Origin of the sequence: Umezawaea sp. Da 62-37 (genome assembly GCF_032460545.1) — a bacterium.
GTDB lineage: Bacteria > Actinomycetota > Actinomycetes > Mycobacteriales > Pseudonocardiaceae > Umezawaea.
Genome location: NZ_CP135965.1, coordinates 10,717,141 through 10,736,236 on the forward strand (window position 1 = coordinate 10,717,141; position 19,096 = coordinate 10,736,236).

Here is a 19,096-nt window from a genome sequence, read left to right on the forward strand (position 1 = left end):
GCGGGAACGGGGCGGGCCGTCGGGAGTCGCATCGGTCCCACGCTAGGGCCAAGTGGACGAGTCCGCCGGACCAGCGGTGGGTAGCGTCGGTCCACGTGCTCCTCACGATCGCGGTCCTGTTCGTGCTCGGCTGCCTGAGCGGCGTGACGACCGTCCTGTTCGGCTTCGGCGGCGGCTTCGTCACCGTGCCGGTCGTGTACTCGGTGGCCGCGAGCGGACCGGACGCGATGCACGTCGCCGTGGGGACGTCGGCGGCGGTCATGGTGGTGAACTCGCTCGGCGCGACGCTCGCGCTGCGCCGCGCGGGCAGGCTGCGCCGCGAGTACCTGTGGCCGCTGGCGGCGTTCGTCGCCCTGGGCGCGGCCGTCGGGACGCCCGCCGCCACGCTGGCCCCGGACTCCGTGCTGCACCTGCTGTTCGCGGTGTACCTGGTCGTGACGATCCTGGACAGCCTGCTGCGCCGGGGGTTCCTGCGCGGCGGCGGGACGCCCCGGCCGCTGGGACGGCTCACGACGACGGCGGGCGGGGTCGGGATCGGCGCGGTGGCGAGCTTCCTCGGCGTCGGGGGCAGCGTGATGACCGTGCCGCTGCTGCGCCGCCGCGGGCTGCCCATGGTCGAGGCCGCGGCCATGGCCAACCCGCTCAGCCTGCCGGTGGCGGTCGTCGCGACGACCCTCTACCTGCTGGGCCCCGGCGGCCCGACGGGCGCGGTCGACCCGGTCGCCGCTGCCGCCCTGCTCGCCGGGTCGCTGCCCGCCATCGCGCTGTCCCGCAGGCTGCTGCCCCCGATCCCCGACCGGGCGCACGCCGTCGCCCACCTCTGCCTGCTGGTGGCGGCGCTGGTCGCGGTGCTGCTGTGAGACCGGGTCAGCCGCCCGCGAGGATCTTGTCGACGGCGGCACCGGCCTCGGTCAACGCGTCGTCCGGGTCGGTCTGGCCCAGCAGGACGCCCTGGATGGCGCTGCCCAGGACCTGGGAGATCTCCGGGTACTGCGGGATGTTGGGGCGGGTCTTGGCCACGTTGTCGGACAGGTTGTCCACGAACAGCCGCGAGGCCGGGTACTTCTGCTGGTAGGCGGGGTAGCCGGACAGGGTCTGCTCGGACTGGCGCAGCGGCAGGTGCCCGGTCTCGGTGGCGTACTCGAGGTGGATCTCGGGGGAGAGCAGCCACTGCAGGAACGGCCACGCGCGCTGCTGGGCGGACTTGTCGAACAGCATGAAGTTGTCCGGCCCCGCGATGGTGGCGTGGTTGACCTTGCCGGGCAGGATCTGCACGCCGTAGTTGACGTCCTCGTTGATCCCGCTCAGGTCCCACGGACCCGTCCACATCATCCCGAGCCTGCCCGAGTTGAACAGGTTGAGGTACTGCTGGTCGCCCTGGTCGAGGAACACGGACTTGTCCGTGACGGCCATGTCGCGCAGCAGCTTCGCGGCCTGCAGCCCGGCCGGGGAGTCGAACGCGGCCTTGGTGTTGTCGGCGGTGAGCAGGTCACCGCCCGCCTGCCACAGCAGGGCGAGGTAGCGCCACACCGTGTCCTCGGAGCCGTCGTTGACGTAGGCCCACCCGTAGCGCGTGCCGTCGCGGTCGCTGAGGCGCTTGGCGGCCGTCCGGAAGTCGTCCCACGTCCACTCGGCCGTCGGCATGGACAGGCCGGCCTCGGTGAACAGCTTCTTGTTGTAGACCAGCGCCAGGTTGTCCACCAGCGCGGGGAGGCCGTAGATGTGGCCGTTGACGGTGGCGGCGTCCCGCACGGCGGGGAAGAAGTCGTCCCAGGCGAAGTCGGGGTTCGCCTTGATCAGGTCGGTCAGGTCGGCGGTCTCGGACCGGGCCGCGAGGGGCGTGATCGACGATCCGAATTCGTAGGCCACCGTGGGCGGGTTGCCCGCGACGAACGAGGCGAGCGTTTTCTGCAGCGCGGTGTCGTTGCCGCCGTCGAAAACCAGCTCGACCTTCTGGTCGGGATGCTCCCCGTTCCACCTGTCGGCCAGTTTCGCCAACGCGTCGGACTCCTGCTCGGTGTAGCCGTGCCACAGCGTCAACGCCACGCTGCCGGCGGCCGGATGCGCTGAACAGGCGGTTGAGGCGAGGACGATGCCTGTGGTCAGCAGTGCGAGCAGGCGTCTAAGCACGCGCCTCGTCATGAAATCTCCAGAAAGCTGCTTGTTTTCGATCGATGTAGGGGACATTAGATCAGCATCAATCACAAAAACAAGGTCTAAATCGACGTCGACTTCAAGTCTTCATGGTCAACTGCGCAGCGCAGGAGCGTGGGTGTCGTCGGCCTCCGGAATGGCCGTGAGCGATTCGCTCAAAGTCGAGCACGGTTCGGTTATCGCTCCTGTCGGCGGAGTTGTTACGGGCGTCGGCCCGGCCAATTGACGCAACCGACTGGTTGCCATAGTGTCGCAACCGACAAGTTGCTACTTGCATGGAGGCAGTCATGGGATTCCCCGATCGCATCGAGCGCGTCGTCGAGATCGCGCACCCGCCCGTCGAGGTGTGGGCCGCGATCACCACGGCCGAGGGGCTCGGCACGTGGTTCGGCAACGACGCGACGATCGACCTGCGTCCCGGCGGCGCCGCCCGGCTGACGTGGACCGGTGGTCACAGCGCCGACCTGCGGATCGAACGGGTCGAGGAGCCCTCGGTGTTCGGCTACACCTGGCGCATCGACGGCATGCCCGAGGAGGACCCGCGCCGCACCTACGTCGAGTTCACCCTCGAACCGGTCGGGGCGGGCACCCGGCTGACCGTGGTCGAGTCCGGGTTCGCGCAGGCGCCGGAGGGCGTGCACGGCAAGGCCGTCGACGGCAACACCGGCGGGTGGGCGAGCGAACTGGGCGAACTGGTCGACTACCTCGATGCAGCCTGACACCGAGGCGATCGCCGAACAGGTCTTCGTCGCACTGGCCGACCCGAGCCGCCGAGCCGTCCTGGCCGCGCTGGCCTCGGGCGGTCCCGTCACCGCCACCGACCTCGCCGGGCGACTGCCGATCACGCGGCAGGCGATCGCCAAGCACCTGGCCCTGCTCGCCGACGCGGGTCTGGTGACGGCGGAACCGGGGGAGCGGCGCCGGGTGCGCTACCGGCTCCGCTCGGCCCCGATGCGGGTGGCGCAGCAGTTCCTGGCCGCGCTGGCCCGCGACTGGGACGGCCCGCTCGGCGCGTTGGGCGACTACCTCGACCGGTGACCGCCGCCGGTCGCGCGGTAGGGGGTGAACAGGGGGTCGGTGGTGACGATCAGGGGTGGACAACCGGCCGGAAGTTCAACCACGGCAACACTTCCGCCGCCTGAGCGTCTTCTTTGGACGGATGGGGCGCACTTCCGTCGTTCGCGTCTTGTGGATGCGGCGGGCTTTCCGAGATGATCGCGGAACTGACGATCGACGTGACCTCGGTGATCACCCGATCCGCCGGTCCCCGCCTCCGGAGCGGGGACCGGCGGGTCCGTGATCGGGCAGAAGGAAGAAACCCATGTCGCAGCCCGGATTCCCGTCACCACCCCGCTCCCGCCCGTGGAAGACCGCCGCCCGTGCCCTCTCGCTCGTCCTCTCGACCGCGCTGGTCGTGGTCGGCCTCGCCGATCCGGCCGGCGCGGGAACGGGAAGCGCCGCCGATGAGCCGATCAGGGTCATGGTGGTCGGCGACTCGATGACCCACGGCGCGGAAGGCGACTGGACCTGGCGCTACCGCCTGTGGGAGTGGTTCCGGGACGAGGGTGTCGCCGTCGACTTCGTCGGCCCGTACTCCGGCACCCAGGACGCGGCCGCGGCGGCGCCCCCCGCCCCGCCCGCCTTGCAGGACGACCCGCTCGTTCCGCCGTCCCCGCCGCGCACCTCGGGCGCGTACGCCGCGGGCTCGGAGTCCTTCGACAGCGACCACTTCGCGGTCTGGGGGCGTCAGGCGGCCCAGGACAAGTCCCTGATCCGCGACCAGGTCGCCCGCTACCGGCCCGACTACCTGCTGGTGGGGCTCGGGTTCAACGACCTCGGCTGGTTCGTCAGCGGACCGGAGGGCACCCTCGACAGCATGAGGACGCTGGTCGACGAGGCCCGCGCCGCGAAGCCGGACATCCGGTTCGCCCTCGCCAACGTGCCCCAGCGCACCAGGATGGACGGCCGTGAGGACCTGCCCCGCGACACCGACGCCTACAACGGGATGCTGGCCGCCGCGATCCCGTCGTGGAGCACCGCCACCTCCCCGGCGGCGCTGGTCGACTGGCGCGGCAACTACGGCTGCGAACTCGACGGCTGCCCGGACGGCTACGACGGCCTGCACCCCAACGCCTCCGGTGAATACCGGATCGCCCAGGCGTTCGAGCGCACCCTGCACGACAGCTACGGCCTGGTCGCCGGCGTGCCCGCGATCCCCGGCACGATCCCGGTCCGGCCCACCCCCGTGCCCGACGGCGTCGTCGCGAGGTCCGGCCCCGGTGGCGTCACGGTCACCTGGGACGCCGTGTTCGGCGCGTTCGGCTACACCGTCCGGAGTCGGCTCAAGGGCGCCGCGACGTGGAACGAGTCGAGGGTGGGCGCCAACCGCCACGACACCGGGTGGACCTCCGACGGCCAGGAGTACGAGTACCGGGTGCGCACCGAGAACGGCGACCAGGCGCACTCCGACTGGTCCGCGGTCGTGAGCGCGGTCGCCCATCCGGAGACCGCGCGCGGACCGGGCGGCATCGTCACCCGCGCCACCGCCACGGGCGTCGACGTCTCGTGGGACGAGCCGACCGGCGACCACACCTCGACGATAGACCGCTACCAGGTCATCACCCTCGACAAGGACGTCCCCGGCGCGTGGATCGGCGGCACGGCGGTCAGGGGCAGGTCGGCGCACCTCGACGGGCTGGTGCCGGGTCATCGCTACTCGATCGCCGTGGCCACCTGGAACGCCGCGGGCGGCGGCATCCCCGCGGGCGCCCGTCCCGTCGTGATCGGCGCGGGCACCCCGCCCGCACCGACCGGTCTGCGGGTGACCTCCACCGACGCCGTCACCGTCCACCTGGCGTGGACCGGGTCCGGTCAGGCCGCCGGGTACCGGGTGTGGGTGCGCGACGTCGACGGCGGCGGTCCGTCCACCGCGGACGAGAACGTCGTCGAGTCGACCGACCACGGCATCACCCACCTGTTCCCCGGCGTGTGGAACCACGAGTTCTGCGTGACGGCGGTCAACGGCGCGGCGGAGTCGGACAGGTCCGAGTGCGTCGTGGCGCCCCGCCTGGCCGGGAGCTGATCGCGGGTCCACCGGAGCCCCGGACGCCGAGTTCGCCGGTGTCCGGGGCTCCGACGCCTTTTCGGGTATTCCCGCGCATCGACCGATCGGTCTGCCGTTCCCGCCCGATCGGTCGGGCGGTCCGAATCCGCCCGACCGTTGTCCGCGCTTTCGGTGTCCGATTCCCCCGACCCGGTGCCGCGTGACCCCGTCAATGGGGAAGCACCACAGGGTCGAAAGTCTGTGGAGAAAAAGTGTTATCTGCCCGTCGACGGTCTCAAACAGTTTGCAGATGCATTCCTCATGTTTGCACGGGCACAGTTCTTGTTTGCACCGGCACACATTTTCGCTACGGATCCGTGATCAGATCGTGCTGGTCACACCCCTAAAGCAGGGCCATTCGGCTGTACGTATTGGTCCGTTCGCGGCATTGCGCGTCGAGGGTGCGGTCGACTCTGATGGGGCCGCACAACGAATGGGAAATCGCCCTCGGCATTCTGCGATCGGCAGGATTGATTTCCCGTCTCGTCCAACCGGTCAGACAGCGCGCGGCACGTCGGTCACGTCATGCCCGCATACCTCCGCGACGCCCTGCGGGTGCTCCCTGCGCGCCCTTGACGCGGATGAACAACAGCAAGGAGATCCGTACACCATGTTGAGCAGAAGGTCCTTCCTCGGTGGCATGTCCGCTGCCGTGGTGGGCGCACCGCTGATGGGTGCCGCCTTCGGCGGCTTCGCGACGGCGGCCCCCCGTCACGCCGTCGCCAAGGCCGCCGGCGGTTCGCTGCCCCTCACGATCGTGAACCACACCTACCGGTACACGAACCAGCAGATCTACGCGTACATCGTCGGAACGGACCTCAAGACCGGTCAGCAGATCTTCGTCACCCGTGACGGCGCCGCGACCCCGGTCTCGGCGGCCGACAACGGTTCCGAGGGCTTCGCGGACCTGTCGATCCCGATGGTCCAGGACGGCGACACGCACCTGGCCATCCCGGCGAACATGTCGGGCCGCGTCTACTTCTCCATCGTGGACAAGGTGAAATTCAAGGTCGTCACCGACGGCAACGGCAACGCCGCGCTCCAGCACCCCGCGGGCTGGGTGTCGGGCGACCCGAGCTTCTCGGTGCTGCACGACTGGATCGAGTTCACGCACAACGACGGCGGCATGTTCTGCAACACCACGATGGTCGACATGTTCAGCATCCCGCTGGCCATCAAGCTCGTCGGCTCCGCGACGCAGGACACCGGCAGGCTCGTCGACGGTGGTCGTGACAGGATCTTCGAGCACGTCTCGGCCGACCCGACCTACGCCAAGCTGGTCGTCAAGGACAAGCTCCGCGTCATCGCGCCCGGCCACGGCATCGACAGCGGCATCTTCCCGGCGGACTACTTCGACTCCTACATCGACGCGGTGTGGAGCAAGTACTCGTCGGAGACCCTGACCGTGAACACCGGCGCGGGCAGCTTCACCGGCCGGGTCGTCGACGGCAGGTTCACCTTCTCCGACGGCATCGCGTCGTTCGCCAAGCCGACGACGCTGGACCTGCTGTACTGCAACGGCGCGCTCGGCGCCCCGAACGACGGCAGGACCGGCCCGGTCGCCGCGATCCTCGGCGCCGCGTTCAACCGGTCGACCCTGCTGACCAGCACGACCCAGCCCACCACGGACCGCGAGTCGTTCTACCGGGACCGGATCAGCAACCGCTTCTCCGAGGCGATGCACCTCAACACCGTCGACGGCAACGCCTACGGCTTCGCCTTCGACGACGTGGCCAGCTTCGCCTCGTACGTGCAGGACGGTGCCCCCACCTCCATCACGGTGAGCCTGACCAACTTCTGATGAGCCGGGCGGTGATCTCCACGTTCCCCTGCAGTACGTGGAGGTCGCCGCCCTTCGCGGGGCCGTGCGCGAAGCGCCGCTCCCGTGGGGTGAGGGGGTAGTGATCAAGACCACCGGCGCCGACCGGGAGTCGCGGTGCTACCCCCTCCAGGGCAAAGCGCCGCGGATCCGGACCCGCGACCCGAAGCCCGGCGTTCCCGTCCAGCGGACCCCGTCCCCGGACCCCGCGTCCGCCCGGTGGCTCATCAAGGCGCCCTTCCAGCCTTGACGAGGTGCGCCGGGTCAGGACCGGAACGTCCTCACCGGCCGCGCCAGGACGTCAACCGCCCGCCGCTCCCCGACGGCGGCCGGGCCCCGTCCTCGACGATCGCCTTCCGAGCCGCCCGCAGGAACCCCCGCCGGGCCGACTCGACGCCCTTCGCCGATCCCAGCAACGCCTGCGTGAACGTCGTCGCGTCCCAGGTGACGTGCACCCCGTGCCGCCCCAGGTACAGCCCCACCGCGTGCACCCGGTACCGGTCGGCGGTGTCCAGCCACGTGTACGCCGCCAGCCGCCACAGCCACCGCGCCACCACGTCCGGCTGATCGGCGCGCACGGTGGTCGTCACGTCCAGCAGCCGGTCCCCGACCAGCAACCCGGCATCGGCCCAGTGGTCGACCAGCACCGGCGCCGACACGCCCCACACCCCGGCGGGCAGCCCGCTGCCCGCCTGCCCCGTGTCCGCCTGCTTCAGCGCCGCCGGACCCGCGGGCTCGGCGTAGCCGCGACCCCACGCGCGCCACATCTCCAACGGTCGGTCCCGCGGGTCGCCCTGGCTCTGGCGCAGCCGCTCGGCCAGTTCGACCAGCTCGACGACCAGCGGCTCCTCGGGGAAGTCCCAGAGGTCGTCCACCGTGTAGTCGTCCCGCGCGTGCAGTTCCGCCAGGCGCGCAGGCGGTTCGGGCGAGGCCCAGGCCGCGAGCAGCGCGCGCATCCGGGCGAACCCGGCCTCCACGTTGGGCGTGCCCAGGACGCCGGGGCCCGCGTGCCCGTCGAGGTAGCGGACCAGGCGGCCGAAGAACTCGGTGAGCACCGGCTCGTGCCGGGTCGGCGGCGGTCCGTCCACCGGACCGGCCAGGTCGATCCACCCGCCGGGGGCCGGCCGCAGCTTCAGCCCGCGCGCGGCGCGTCCGGGGTCCAGGCCGTGGTGCGAGGGGAACGCCGCCGCCGTGCGGTCCGCCCACTCGCGGGACACCAGCCCGTCGCGGACGAGCCCGTGCAGGGCGCGGTACGGGGGAGCGCCGTCGACCAGCAGCGCGAGCCGGGCGCCGAACGCGCCCTCGACCAGGGCCCAGTGCTCCGGGTCGACCGGCCCGGCGGGCAGCACCGGCTCCACCCGCCGCGCGGTGGCGGTGATCGACTGGGCCAGGCGCCCGGTGCCGGGGAAGCGGCCCGCGAACCAGTCGCCGAGCGCTCCGCCGTCGAGTTGGCCGGTCAGACTCACCCGGACATCATCCTCTCGGCCGTCCACACCGGCCTGCCAGGTCCACTCGGGACGCGGGGTGAAAAGTTCTTCGACTTCGTTGTCCGATCCGGTCCGTCCCGTTCGAGGCACAGGTAGGAACCACTCGAACGAGAAGGAGGAACGGGGATGACCTCGACGCTCACCGGTGTGGACCGGACGACCCGGACGCTGCTCGCCTGCGGTGTCCTCGCGGGTCCGCTCTACGTGGTCGTGTCCCTCGCCCAGGCGTCGACGCGCGAGGGCTTCGACCTCGGCAGGCACGCGTGGAGCCTGCTGGCCAACGGCGACCTCGGCTGGATCCAGACCGCGAACTTCGTGGTCACCGGCCTGCTCGTGGTCGCGGCGTCGGTCGGCCTGCGGCGGGCGTCGGTGCGGGGCGCGACCCTGATCGGCGCCTACGGCCTGAGCCTGGTCGGAGCGGGCGCGTTCCACGCCGACCCCGTGCGGGGCTTCCCCGTCGGCGCGCCCGGCACGACGACGCCCAGCCTGCACGGCATGCTGCACCTCGTGGTCGGCGGGATCGGGTTCGCGTGCCTCGTCGCCGCCTGCTTCGTGCTGGCGGCGGCCTTCGCCCGCGCCGGACGCGCCGGGCTGGCCTGGTTCTCCCGCGGCACCGGTGTGGCCTTCACCGCCGCGTTCGCCGGCATCGCCGGCGGGTCGCACGGCCCGACCGTGCCCGCGTTCTGCGCGGCCGTCGTCCTCTCCTGGGCGTGGCTGGGCACCGTGTCCCGCGTTTCCGCTTGATCCCGTCCACCGAAAGGAAACAAGACCATGCGCTACCTCGTCCTGCTCAAGGCCACCCAGCCCGCGGGCCCGCCGCCTCCCGGCCTGATGGAGGCGATCATGAAGCTCGGCGCGGACGCCACGGCGGCCGGAGCCCTGCTGGACACCTCGGGCCTCGCGCCGAGCGCGGCCGGGGCGCGGGTGAGCGTCGACGGCGGCAGGTTGAGCGTCACCGACGGCCCGTTCGCCGAGACGAAGGAGACCATCAGCTACGCCCTCTACGAGGTCCGGTCCAAAGAGGAGGTCGTGGAGTGGACGTCCCGCTTCATGAAGATCCACCGCGACCTGTGGGAGGGCTGGGAGGGTGACGCGGACGTGCTGAAGGTGTTCGGCCCGGAGGACTTCGGGGGACAGGCCTGACGGCCGCGTGCGAGGATCGGTGGCCATGACGGCCACCGATCCCCGCCGCGCCGTGGAAGCGGTCTGGCGGATCGAGTCCGCCCGGATCGTCGCGGGCCTCGCACGGCTGGTCGGCGACGTGGGCCTGGCCGAGGAACTGGCGCAGGACACGCTGGTCATCGCGCTGGAGCAGTGGCCGACCGCAGGTGTGCCGGACCACCCCGGCTCCTGGCTGATGGCGACGGCCAAGCACCGCGCCGTCGACGTGCTGCGCCGACGCGCCCGCTACCGCGAGAAGCTCGCCGAGATCGGCCGCGCCACCCCTGCCTCGGACGACCCCGACCTCGCCGCGGAGGTGGACGACTACGTGGGCGACGACCTGCTGCGCCTCGTCTTCACCACCTGCCACCCCGTGCTGCCGACCGACGCGCGGGTCGCGCTCACCCTCCGCCTGCTCGGCGGCCTGACCGTGCCGGAGATCGCCCGCGCCTACCTCGACTCCGAGGCGGCCGTCGCCAGGCGCATCACCCGAGCCAAGCGGACGCTCGCCGCGAAGCGCGTGCCCATCGAGCTGCCGCCGCCCGCCGAAGCAGCCCAGCGGCTGGCCTCGGTGCTGGAGGTCGTCTACCTCATCTTCAACGAGGGCTACACCGCCACCGCGGGCGACGACTGGACCAGACCCGCGCTCTGCGCGGAGGCGCTGCGCCTCGGCCGCGTCCTGGCGACCCTCGCGCCCCGCGAACCCGAGGTCCACGGCCTGGCGACCCTCGCGCCCCGCGAACCCGAGGTCCACGGCCTGGCGGCGCTCATGGAACTCCAGGCCTCCCGCCTGCCCGCCCGCACCGACCCCACCGGCGCCCCCGTCCTGCTGCAGGACCAGGACCGCTCGCGCTGGGACCGCCTCCTCGTCCGCCGCGGCCTCGACGCACTCGGCAGAGCGGAAGGCACCTTCGGCCCCTACGTCCTCCAAGCCTCCATCGCCGCCTGCCACGCCCGCGCGCCCAGCGCCGAGGCCACCGACTGGGACCGCATCGCCACCCTCTACCAGGTGCTCTCCCACGTGTCCCCGTCCCCGGTCGTCGACCTCAACCGCGCCGTGGCCGTCGCCCACGCCCACGGCCCCGCCCACGCGCTCGGCATCGTCGACGCCCTCGACCTGCCCGACTACCCGCTCCTCCCGGCCGTCCGCGGTGACCTGCTGGCGCGACTGGGCCGCTCCGCCGAGGCCCGCGAGGAGTTCCTCCGGGCGGCCGCGATGACGCGGAACAGCCGGGAGCGGGAGCTGTTCGAGGCGCGCGCGACGGCACTCGGCTGACGATCACCCGCGCGTTCCGCGGCACGGGTTGAACGCGCGGTCCACCGGTTCCGTACATCCCGGTGTGAGGCTGCTGCGATGTGATGACGCCGAGGTCACCAGGCTGGCGCTGGACGCTCGTGCCGGGGTTCCGGGCGCGGTCGAGGGGTTCGTGCGGGCCACCCAGGCGGACGTCCGGCGGTTCGTGGCGCACCTGGCGTCGGACGTGCAGCTCGCCGACGACCTCGCCCAGGAGACGTTCCTGCGCGCCCTGCCCGGCTTGGCCCGGTTCGAGGCCAGGTCCTCCGCGCGCACGTGGCTGCTGTCCATCGCCAGGCGGGTCGTGGCCGACCACATCCGGTCGGTCCGCGTCCGGCCGAAGGTGGACGGGCGGGACGACTGGCAGAGCGTGGCGGAACGGGCGCAGCAGGCGCAGCCGGGGTTCGCCGAAGGGGTGGTGCTGAACGAGGTGGTGGCGTCGCTCGACCCCGACCGCGGGACGGCGTTCGTGCTCACCCAGACGCTCGGGTTGTCCTACGCGGACGCCGCCGAGGTGTGCGACTGCCCCGTGGGCACCATCCGGTCCCGCGTGGCCAGGGCCAGGGAGGACCTGGTCGCGTTGCTGCGCGACGCCGAGCAGCGGTCGACGGGCTGACCGGACGGGCCCGGATCAGGCGGCGTCCCGGCGGCTGACCGGGCGGAGGTGCCGCCACCGGCCGTGACCCTCGTCGCCCCGGCGGTCCGGCGGCGGAGCCACGTCCAGGTCGACGTCCACGGGCGACCCCGCGCCGCCGGACACGCGCGCCCCGTCCTCCGGGCTGTGCCGGGCGCGGTGCACGATCAGCAGCACCACCAGGCCCAGGACCAGGAACGCGTGCGTGGTGATGCGGGACAGCGGCGCGGTCCCGGCGATCAGGTCGTGCGCGGAGAACGGCGTGAGGACGGCGACGAACCCCGCCATCACCGGCACCAGGCCCGCGCTCGCCTTGGGGCGCAGGGCGGTCCAGAGCATGCCCAGTCCGAGCGCGAGGTTCCACGCGGTGCTCTCGTTGAACAGGTGCGGCGACGCGTGCCCGGCGTGCGACGAGGAGTCGCCGAACACCTGCGCCAGCCCGAGCGTCAACTGGGCGACCGCCACCCCGGCCAGGACCATGCGCGGGTACCAGCCGCGGGTCGACCGCGGCGGGGGCAGCGGCTCCGGGGTCGCGGCGAGGATCTGGGCCGTCAGGTCGGGAACGTCGATCGCGGGCCGGACGCGCAGGTTCCGGGTGATCGCCGCGACGTCCTGCCGCCACTTCCGGCAGGCGGCGCAGGACGCGAGGTGGGCGTCGGTCACCTCGGCGGGTACGGGTTCGGGCTCGCCGTCCGCTCTCGCCGACACGGCTTCCCGGCAGATGTCGCAGTCCACGTGGAGATTGTCGCTCCGAATGGCCCGGAAGTTCCCGCGGGTTTCTGGGTTAGCCTCATCCACCGTGCCCACTACACGTGACGACGACGCGGTGACGGAGAGTGCCCTCGCCGCGGGTGCAGGTGACCGGGCGGCGCTGGAGCGGTTCGTCCGCGCCACGCAGCGCGACGTGTGGCGACTGGTGGCCCACCTCGCCGACGTCCGCGTGGCCGACGACCTCACCCAGGAGGTCTACCTGCGCGCCCTGCGCAGCCTTCCCGGCTTCGAAGGCAGATCGTCCGCGCGGACGTGGCTGCTGTCCATCGCCCGCCGGACCGTGGTCGACCACGTGCGGGCCGCGGTCGCCAGACCGTCGATCGCCTGGGCGGCCGATTACGTGCAGGCGTCCGACGCGGATACCTGGAAGCGCACTCGCACCGGGTTCGAGGATGTCGTCGAGCTGAACGTCCTGCTGGCGGCCCTGAGTCCGGAGCGGCGGGAGGCGCTGCTGCTCACCCAGGTGTTCGGGTTGTCGTACGCCGAGGCCGCGGAGGTGTGCGGGTGTCCGATCGGTACGGTCCGGTCGCGGGTCGCGCGGGCTCGTGATGATCTGCTGCGGGCTGGGGGGGTTGAGGATTCGGGGGTGGTTTGAGGGTTCTGTCCATCCACATCGGACTGGAGGGGGTCGGCCCGAGTGCCTGTCTGGTGGGGCGGCAGGGGGTTGCTGCGACGTTGTGCCCGGAGCTGGTCGAGGTGGGCTGACGGTGGCCTTGTTGTTGCGCCGCAAGGAGGGGCACGCTTCCGCCGTGTGTGCGGGCCTGGTTTTGTTGCAGGGAGCGGAGTTCGGGCGTGGTGGCTGTCGTGCTGGGTCACCTGGTGTTGTTAGGCGTCGTGCTGGGTCGCCGGGTGCTCTTGGCTGCCGTGCTGGGTCGCCGGTGTCGGATCCACGGTCTCCGGGTGCGGCCGGCTTGACTTGGGGCCCCTTTTTTGGGCCTAGTCGGGCTAAAGGGCAGGTGGTGATGATTGCCCGCCGACCAATTATAGGCCCAAAAACCCCAAGTCAGCCGGCCGCACAGCGGTCGAGTGCTGCTCGGTGGGCGGGTGGTTGGGGGTCTGGTCACTGTCTTTGTGGTCGGTTTTGTTGGCTTTGGTCGATTTTGTTGTGGTGGAAGGCTTTTCTCGCTGCTGCCCACCTCCGGCGGCGGGAATCCTTGCCCCGCCGCCGGAGGTGGGCCGTCTCGGCGTCAGCCCACGTGCTGGCTGAGCCAGGTGCGGGTGGCGGTGCGGTAGTCGGGGGAGTTGACGGCCAGTGCCACGGAGTGGCCTGAGCCGGGGAGGACGTAGACCGAGAGTTGGGCGGACTGGCTGAAGTACGGGGCTTCCTGGGCGCGCAGGGCGGCTGCTGTGGAGCAGTCGCGGATGAGGCCGCAGAAGCCGGTGTCGGCGGTGCCGTTGGCGAGCAGCACGGGTGCGGTGATGCTGGTGGACAGCGGGCTGACGAGGCCGAGGGAGATGATGTCGACGAGGCTGGTGGCGGAGACCTGGTCCTTCGCGTAGGTCTCGTCGGCCTGCACGGCCAGCGGGTCCAGGTCGGTGGGGCCGTGGTACATGGTGCCGCGGGTGCCGGGCCTGGAGGTGAGGTAGCCGGGGTCGCCGCCGCGCGGGGACAGTTGCGGGTCGAGGGTGACGGGTTGGAGGCCGAGGGCGACGTCGCCGACGACCACCGGCACGTTGGGCAGGTGGGTGACGCCGGTCAGCACGACGCCGTCGACGTCGTGGTAGGTCGCGGCCTCGATCACCGAGATGGCCGAGCCCGCGGAGTGGCCGACGAGGACGACCTTGCTGTACGCCGTGCCGCCGATCTGGCCCGCGCGCAGCTTGCCGACGACCTGGTGGACGGCCGACGCCTGGCTGAGGCCGGTCAGCAGGGTGCTCAGCGGGCGGGTGCTCCCACCGACGCCGAGTTCGTCGACCGCGAACGTCGCCAACCCGTGCGCCGCCATGTCCCGCTGGTAGGAGAAGCGCTCCGGCTGGTACGGCAGGTCCCAGTAGACGCGGTTGTACGTCGCGCCGTGCAGCAGCAGCTGGATCGTCGTGGGGTTGCCGTCGCCCGGCAGGCACAGCTGCCCGCGCATGGTCATCGGCAGCAGCACCGCGGCCGTGACGGGCACGGAGACGGTGGTGCACCGCGGGGCCGCGGGGGCCGCGGAAGCCGGGACGACGACCTGCGCGGAGAGCACGGTGCCGGTGATCAGGGACGTTACGAGTGTCCGTATGAATCGCATTCTTGCAGACCTGCTCAAGGTCGGGGATGGGGAAGTGGGCACAGTACTGCGAAAGCGTCGACGTCCACGATCACCTGATCGGTTATCCCCGCCGGATGGTTGCGGATGTATTTTTCGCGGATCGAACGTCCCACCGATGGCCCAACTTCCGGAATTCCCCACCCATGGCGTCCGAGCCGTTCGCATTGTTCGCTAAGCTCTTCCCTCCGATGGTCTTCGGACGACTGGTCGAGATGGGGTTTCCGCTGTGGCTCTCAGCGAGGCCGACTGGGGTTTGCCGGGTGTGGACCTGAGTCGTGCGAGCCCTTCGCGGGTCTACGACTACCTCATCGGCGGCGGGTACAACTTCGCGGTGGACCGGGAGTGGGCCACCGAGGCGATCCGGCGGATGCCCTGGATCCGCGCCGCCGCGAGGTCGAACCGGGCGTTCCTCGGCCGGGCGGTGCGCATGTGCGCGGAGGAGGGGGTGCGGCAGTACCTCGACCTGGGGTCGGGGATCCCCACCGTGCAGAGCGTGCACGAGATGGCGCGCGCCGTCGCGCCGGACTGCAACGTGGTCTACGTCGACAACGAGGCGGTCGCGGTCGCGCACAGCCAGTTGACGCTCGAAGGTTCCCCCGGCACGGCGATCATCGAGTCCGACATGTGCGACGTCGACCACGTGCTCGGCCACCCGAGCGCGCGGCGGCTGCTCGACCTCGACCGGCCCGTCGCCCTGCTGATGACCGCGTCGCTCTACTACATCCCCGACCCCGACCTGGCGGCCCGCACGGTCGCCCGGTACCTCGAGGCCGTTCCGTCCGGCAGCTACCTCGTGCTGTCGCACGCCACCCTCGGCCAGGACCAGCGCGACGCGATGAAGCTCGGCGGCGTGCTGGAGATGACGAAGACCCTCACCAGTTCCGCCACGGCGCGGACGCCGGAGTGGATCAGCGCGCTGCTCGCCGACCTGGACGTGGTCGAGCCGGGGCTGGTCTACACCTCGTTCTGGCGTCCCAGCGGACTGCGGTTGCTGGACGAAACCCCTTGGCACGACTCGGTCCTCGCCGCGGTGGGGCGCAAGCCGTGACCAACAGGCCACGAACGACCTGGTGACCGTCGCGGCCACCATGGCATCGGAAGGTGGATGTGGTGGAAGCGGAGCAGAGCACAGGAGACCCGGCCGGAGTCCCGGCGCCGCTGGCGACCGACCTCGACGGCGGGTGCCCGATGGACGTCGAGACCTCCCAGGGCGTCGGACCGGCCCGCCGCGGACGGCTCACCAGCGGCATCGAGGCATGGCTGGTCACCAGGTACGACGAGGTCGACGCGGCCTTAGTCGACCCCCGGCTGGTGCTGTCCGCGCCGGACGTGGAGGCCGACCTGGTGGCGCGCGGCGAGCTGCCCCAGCGGTTCGCCGGGCAGTTCCAGCGGGCGCGCCGCAGCCTGCTGAGCACGGACCCGCCGGAGCACACCCGGCTGCGCGGGCTGGTCGCGAGCAGCTTCACGGCCCGGCGCGTCGAAGCGCTCCGCCCGCGCGCCGAGCGGATCTGCGTGGACCTGGCCACCGCGCTGGGCGAGGAGTCCGGCGTCGTGGACCTGGTCGACTCCTACGCGCTCCCGCTGCCGGTGCTGATGATCTGCGAGCTGCTCGGCGTGCCCCCGGAGGACCGCGAGACCTTCCGCGGGTGGACCAATGCGATCGTCTTCGACCAGGGCGACGGACCCGCGGTGGCGAGGTACCGCGCCGCGTCGGCCAGCTTGGACGACTACTTCGGCGCGCTCGTCGAGCACAAGCGCGACCACCCCGCGGACGACCTGACCAGCGCGCTGGTCGCGGCCCACGACGGCGGGACCTCCCTGGACGCGGCCGAGCTGCGGACGATGCTCGCCCTGCTGCTGGTCGCGGGGCACGAGACCACTGTGAACCTGATCGGCAGCAGCGTGCTGACCCTGCTGCGCAGTCCGGGCCAGTTCACCGCCCTGCGCGCCCACCCCGAGCTGATGGCGAGCGCGGTCGAGGAGTGCCTGCGCCACGTCGGCCCGGTCGGCTTCAGCTCGCTGCGCTTCACCACCGCGGACATCGAACTCGGGGAGGTGACCATCCCGGCGGGACAGGCGGTGGCGCTGGGCCTGTGGGCCGCCGACCACGACCGACGGCGGTTCCCCGACCCGGCGGATTTCGACATCGCCCGCTCCGACAACCGACACCTGGCCTTCGGTCGCGGCGCCCATTTCTGCGTCGGCGCGAATCTCGCCCGAATGGAAGCCCAGGTAGCCGTGCGCACACTGAGGTGATCTCACCAACGGCGATCCCAGCGATGAGAACCCAGCGGAGTTCGTAAAACGCTCAGCAGAGCCACGGAAGCCCGGAAGACGAAGGACGGGGAACCCCTGGTAGGACTGGATTTGCGAAGATCAAATCCTGACCAGAAGGCTCCCCGTGATCACCTATCGTGCCACACTCGACGTGCCCCGCGAACTCGCCCAGTACCTGGGCCGCCTGCTCCAAGCCGAACGTCGCGAACGCGGCACTCGTAAGGGTGTCAGAGCGCTGACCTGCTACGGACAGGCGGTACTGGGGCTGCGCTGGTTCCGCCAGAACACCGACATCACCGCACTGGCCCGCGACCACGGCATCTCCCGCGCCACCGGCTACCGCTACCTCGACGAGGTCATCACCGTGCTCGCCGAGCAGGCCCCGGAATTGCACGAAGCCCTGCAACAAGCCAAGAACGAGGGACTCGCCCATGTCATCCTCGACGGCAAGATCTTCTCCGCCGACCGCCTCGCCGAGAAGACCACCAGCGTGAAAGGCGAACAGATCGACCGCTGGTACTCCGGCAAAGCACGCGAACACGGCGGCAACATCCAAGCTCTGATGGCACCCAACGGTGTCCCGCTATGGATCAGCGACGTCGAACCCGGCTCCGCACACGACCTGACCGCGGCCCGCGAGCACGTGCTCGGCGCCCTGTACTGGGCCGCCTCCCAACTCGACCTGCCCACCCTGGCCGACAACGGCTACGACGGGGCGGGCATCGGCGTGTTCACGCCGGTCAAACAGCCTGCGGATGGCCAGGTACTCGACATCGACACTCGCACCTACAACGCCCTGCTACGCGGCCTGCGCTGCCTCGGTGAACGCGGATTCGCGATGCTGACCGGACGATGGCGCGCACTGCGACACTTCACCACCAGCCCCCGCAAGATCGGCTGCATCGTCAAAGCCGCACTCGTGCTCACCCATTTCGAGCATGGACGGCTCATCTGAAAGTCGCTGAGATCACCTCACTGCTGGCACACTTCGAACACGTCTCGCTCGCAGTGCCCGAGAACGAATTGCGTTGGCGGGCGGCCAACACCCGCGGATTGATCGACCTTCCCGTCCACCTCACCGCATCCGCAACCTGAAAGGGGCCTGTTCCGCATTTTTCGTAAATTCGGCCAACCATGGAATCACACCCGCCCACCATTCGGGAAACACCCGTTCCCGAATAGCGAACCGGGCCCCCACCCCGCCCCGGCACAGTGAGCGCGCCCGCATCTGTTCGGCCGACTTCACTTGGGGTTTTCGGCCCTACCCTTGCGGCGTCGGGCTGGGCTTCACCACCTGCCCTTCAAGACCGCCGAGGGCCGAAAAGACAGGAAGCGGCCCGATCGCCGCAACCCACGCCGGAACCACCTCCAACGCCGGAAACAAACGCACCACCCGCATCGCCAACCGCAGCGACGACGTAAGCGCCTCGACGTGCCGGCCGCGTCCCCACGAGCCTCGACCCCGCCGACGGGGCACGCTTCGTGCTGGCTCTGCTCGACGGCTGATCCGGCGGTACTGTACTGGCGAGTCCACCCCAGGAGGCCCCGTGCTGACGAAGAAGGGCGCTGCCACCCGCCTGCGGATCGTCGACGCCGCCGCCGCCGAGATCCGGGAACGCGGCGTCAACGCGGTCACCCTGGAGGACGTCGGCAAGCGCAGCGAGACCGGGAAGAGCCAGCTCTTCCACTACTTCCCCGAGGGCAAGGAGCAGCTGCTCCTCGCCGTGGCCCAGCACGAGGCCGACCGGGTGCTGGAGGACCAGCAGCCCCACCTCGGGCAGCTCACCTCGTGGGACGCCTGGGACCGCTGGCGGGACGCGGTGGTCGAGCGCTACCGGCGGCAGGGCGTGCACTGCCCGCTGGGAGTCCTGATCACCGAGGTGGGCAGGCACACCCCGGCCGCGCAGGCCGTCACGAGGCAACTCCTCGACCAGTGGCAGCACGAGGTCCGGGTGGGCATCGAGCACATGCGGGCCGCCGGCCTGATCGGCGCCCACATCGACCCGGACCGCGCCGCGGGCGCCGTGATCGCCGCCATCCAGGGCGGGGTGACGATCCTGATGTCGACGGGCTCCTCGAAGCACCTCGAGTTCGCGATGGACCTGTGCCTGGACCACCTGCGGACCAGCGCCCCCGCGCACCGTTGA

At 71.1% G+C, this 19,096-nt stretch carries 20 protein-coding genes; 15 read left to right on the forward strand and 5 right to left on the reverse strand.

The window, feature by feature from the left end:
- The first annotated feature begins 95 nt into the window (after positions 1-95).
- The gene (locus RM788_RS48210) at positions 96-860 is read left to right on the forward strand and encodes a sulfite exporter TauE/SafE family protein (RefSeq protein WP_315927974.1); all 765 of its coding nucleotides are present in this window, start codon (positions 96-98) and stop codon (positions 858-860) included.
- A gap of 7 nt (positions 861-867) precedes the next feature.
- Here the strand turns inward: RM788_RS48210 and RM788_RS48215 are convergent, their stop codons facing one another.
- Positions 868-2,130, reverse strand: coding sequence for an ABC transporter substrate-binding protein (locus tag RM788_RS48215; RefSeq protein ID WP_315927976.1), 1,263 nt, complete (start codon positions 2,128-2,130; stop codon positions 868-870).
- A 311-nt stretch (positions 2,131-2,441) separates the two neighbouring features.
- Between RM788_RS48215 and RM788_RS48220 the strand changes: the two genes are divergently transcribed.
- Positions 2,442-2,873: an SRPBCC domain-containing protein gene (locus RM788_RS48220; protein WP_315927978.1), complete on the forward strand. Its 432-nt coding sequence runs from the start codon at positions 2,442-2,444 to the stop codon at positions 2,871-2,873.
- Entirely contained in the window at positions 2,863-3,192 is a 330-nt protein-coding gene (locus RM788_RS48225) for an ArsR/SmtB family transcription factor (RefSeq protein ID WP_315927980.1), read from the forward strand. The genes RM788_RS48220 and RM788_RS48225 overlap by 11 nt, the downstream gene beginning before the upstream one ends.
- Before the next feature lie 49 nt (positions 3,193-3,241).
- On the opposite strand, the gene RM788_RS48230 is transcribed toward RM788_RS48225, so the two are convergent.
- The gene (locus RM788_RS48230; protein ID WP_315927982.1) at positions 3,242-3,406 is read right to left on the reverse strand and encodes a hypothetical protein; all 165 of its coding nucleotides are present in this window, start codon (positions 3,404-3,406) and stop codon (positions 3,242-3,244) included.
- 69 nt (positions 3,407-3,475) lie between these two features.
- On the opposite strand from RM788_RS48230, the gene RM788_RS48235 reads away from it, so the two are divergent.
- The 3 genes from RM788_RS48235 (at position 3,476) to RM788_RS48245 (ending at position 7,326) form a co-directional block, all read left to right on the forward strand.
- Positions 3,476-5,236: a fibronectin type III domain-containing protein gene (locus RM788_RS48235; RefSeq protein WP_315927984.1), complete on the forward strand. Its 1,761-nt coding sequence runs from the start codon at positions 3,476-3,478 to the stop codon at positions 5,234-5,236.
- Positions 5,237-5,867: 631 nt separating this feature from the next.
- Positions 5,868-7,058, forward strand: coding sequence for a beta-1,3-glucanase family protein (locus RM788_RS48240; protein ID WP_315927986.1), 1,191 nt, complete (start codon positions 5,868-5,870; stop codon positions 7,056-7,058).
- Positions 7,059-7,158: 100 nt separating this feature from the next.
- Positions 7,159-7,326: a hypothetical protein gene (locus RM788_RS48245; protein WP_315927988.1), complete on the forward strand. Its 168-nt coding sequence runs from the start codon at positions 7,159-7,161 to the stop codon at positions 7,324-7,326.
- Positions 7,327-7,357: 31 nt separating this feature from the next.
- Here the strand turns inward: RM788_RS48245 and RM788_RS48250 are convergent, their stop codons facing one another.
- Entirely contained in the window at positions 7,358-8,542 is a 1,185-nt protein-coding gene (locus RM788_RS48250) for a hypothetical protein (RefSeq protein ID WP_315927990.1), read from the reverse strand.
- Between the two features lie 147 nt (positions 8,543-8,689).
- Between RM788_RS48250 and RM788_RS48255 the strand changes: the two genes are divergently transcribed.
- The 4 genes from RM788_RS48255 to RM788_RS48270 all read left to right on the forward strand — a co-directional run bounded on the left by RM788_RS48255 (position 8,690) and on the right by RM788_RS48270 (position 11,634).
- Positions 8,690-9,307 (forward strand): DUF998 domain-containing protein, encoded by a 618-nt coding sequence (locus RM788_RS48255; RefSeq protein ID WP_315927992.1) that lies wholly within the window; start codon positions 8,690-8,692, stop codon positions 9,305-9,307.
- A 27-nt stretch (positions 9,308-9,334) separates the two neighbouring features.
- Positions 9,335-9,706 (forward strand): YciI family protein, encoded by a 372-nt coding sequence (locus tag RM788_RS48260; RefSeq protein WP_315927994.1) that lies wholly within the window; start codon positions 9,335-9,337, stop codon positions 9,704-9,706.
- A 25-nt stretch (positions 9,707-9,731) separates the two neighbouring features.
- A complete protein-coding gene (locus RM788_RS48265) occupies positions 9,732-11,000 on the forward strand; it encodes an RNA polymerase sigma factor (protein WP_315927996.1) in 1,269 nt (422 codons plus the stop codon).
- A 64-nt stretch (positions 11,001-11,064) separates the two neighbouring features.
- Positions 11,065-11,634, forward strand: a complete 570-nt coding sequence (locus tag RM788_RS48270; RefSeq protein WP_315927998.1) for a sigma-70 family RNA polymerase sigma factor — start codon at positions 11,065-11,067, stop codon at positions 11,632-11,634.
- 15 nt (positions 11,635-11,649) lie between these two features.
- Here RM788_RS48270 and RM788_RS48275 read toward each other — a convergent pair whose 3' ends face one another.
- A complete protein-coding gene (locus RM788_RS48275; protein ID WP_315928000.1) occupies positions 11,650-12,387 on the reverse strand; it encodes a zf-HC2 domain-containing protein in 738 nt (245 codons plus the stop codon).
- A 19-nt stretch (positions 12,388-12,406) separates the two neighbouring features.
- On the opposite strand from RM788_RS48275, the gene RM788_RS48280 reads away from it, so the two are divergent.
- Positions 12,407-13,018, forward strand: coding sequence for a sigma-70 family RNA polymerase sigma factor (locus RM788_RS48280; protein ID WP_399342390.1), 612 nt, complete (start codon positions 12,407-12,409; stop codon positions 13,016-13,018).
- 592 nt (positions 13,019-13,610) lie between these two features.
- Here RM788_RS48280 and RM788_RS48285 read toward each other — a convergent pair.
- Positions 13,611-14,651: an alpha/beta fold hydrolase gene (locus RM788_RS48285; protein WP_315928004.1), complete on the reverse strand. Its 1,041-nt coding sequence runs from the start codon at positions 14,649-14,651 to the stop codon at positions 13,611-13,613.
- 247 nt (positions 14,652-14,898) lie between these two features.
- Here RM788_RS48285 and RM788_RS48290 point away from each other — a divergent pair, with 247 nt between their 5' ends.
- From RM788_RS48290 to RM788_RS48305, 4 genes are all read left to right on the forward strand, one after another.
- The gene (locus tag RM788_RS48290) at positions 14,899-15,720 is read left to right on the forward strand and encodes an SAM-dependent methyltransferase (RefSeq protein ID WP_315928006.1); all 822 of its coding nucleotides are present in this window, start codon (positions 14,899-14,901) and stop codon (positions 15,718-15,720) included.
- Positions 15,721-15,782: 62 nt separating this feature from the next.
- A complete protein-coding gene (locus RM788_RS48295) occupies positions 15,783-16,928 on the forward strand; it encodes a cytochrome P450 family protein (protein ID WP_315928008.1) in 1,146 nt (381 codons plus the stop codon).
- Positions 16,929-17,073: 145 nt separating this feature from the next.
- The gene (locus RM788_RS48300; RefSeq protein WP_315923401.1) at positions 17,074-17,904 is read left to right on the forward strand and encodes a transposase family protein; all 831 of its coding nucleotides are present in this window, start codon (positions 17,074-17,076) and stop codon (positions 17,902-17,904) included.
- A 592-nt stretch (positions 17,905-18,496) separates the two neighbouring features.
- Entirely contained in the window at positions 18,497-19,096 is a 600-nt protein-coding gene (locus RM788_RS48305; RefSeq protein ID WP_315928010.1) for a TetR/AcrR family transcriptional regulator, read from the forward strand.

What these genes read in the sequence shown, in the direction of transcription:
- RM788_RS48220 (WP_315927978.1), top strand. Translation starts at nt 2,442, where the DNA reads ATGGGATTCCCCGATCGCATCGAGCGCGTCGTCGAGATCGCGCACCCG.
- RM788_RS48225 (WP_315927980.1), top strand. Translation starts at nt 2,863, where the DNA reads ATGCAGCCTGACACCGAGGCGATCGCCGAACAGGTCTTCGTCGCACTG.
- RM788_RS48235 (WP_315927984.1), top strand. Translation starts at nt 3,476, where the DNA reads ATGTCGCAGCCCGGATTCCCGTCACCACCCCGCTCCCGCCCGTGGAAG.
- RM788_RS48240 (WP_315927986.1), top strand. Translation starts at nt 5,868, where the DNA reads ATGTTGAGCAGAAGGTCCTTCCTCGGTGGCATGTCCGCTGCCGTGGTG.
- RM788_RS48255 (WP_315927992.1), top strand. Translation starts at nt 8,690, where the DNA reads ATGACCTCGACGCTCACCGGTGTGGACCGGACGACCCGGACGCTGCTC.
- RM788_RS48260 (WP_315927994.1), top strand. Translation starts at nt 9,335, where the DNA reads ATGCGCTACCTCGTCCTGCTCAAGGCCACCCAGCCCGCGGGCCCGCCG.
- RM788_RS48265 (WP_315927996.1), top strand. Translation starts at nt 9,732, where the DNA reads ATGACGGCCACCGATCCCCGCCGCGCCGTGGAAGCGGTCTGGCGGATC.
- RM788_RS48280 (WP_399342390.1), top strand. Translation starts at nt 12,407, where the DNA reads ATGGCCCGGAAGTTCCCGCGGGTTTCTGGGTTAGCCTCATCCACCGTG.
- RM788_RS48285 (WP_315928004.1), bottom strand. Translation starts at nt 14,651, where the DNA reads ATGCGATTCATACGGACACTCGTAACGTCCCTGATCACCGGCACCGTG.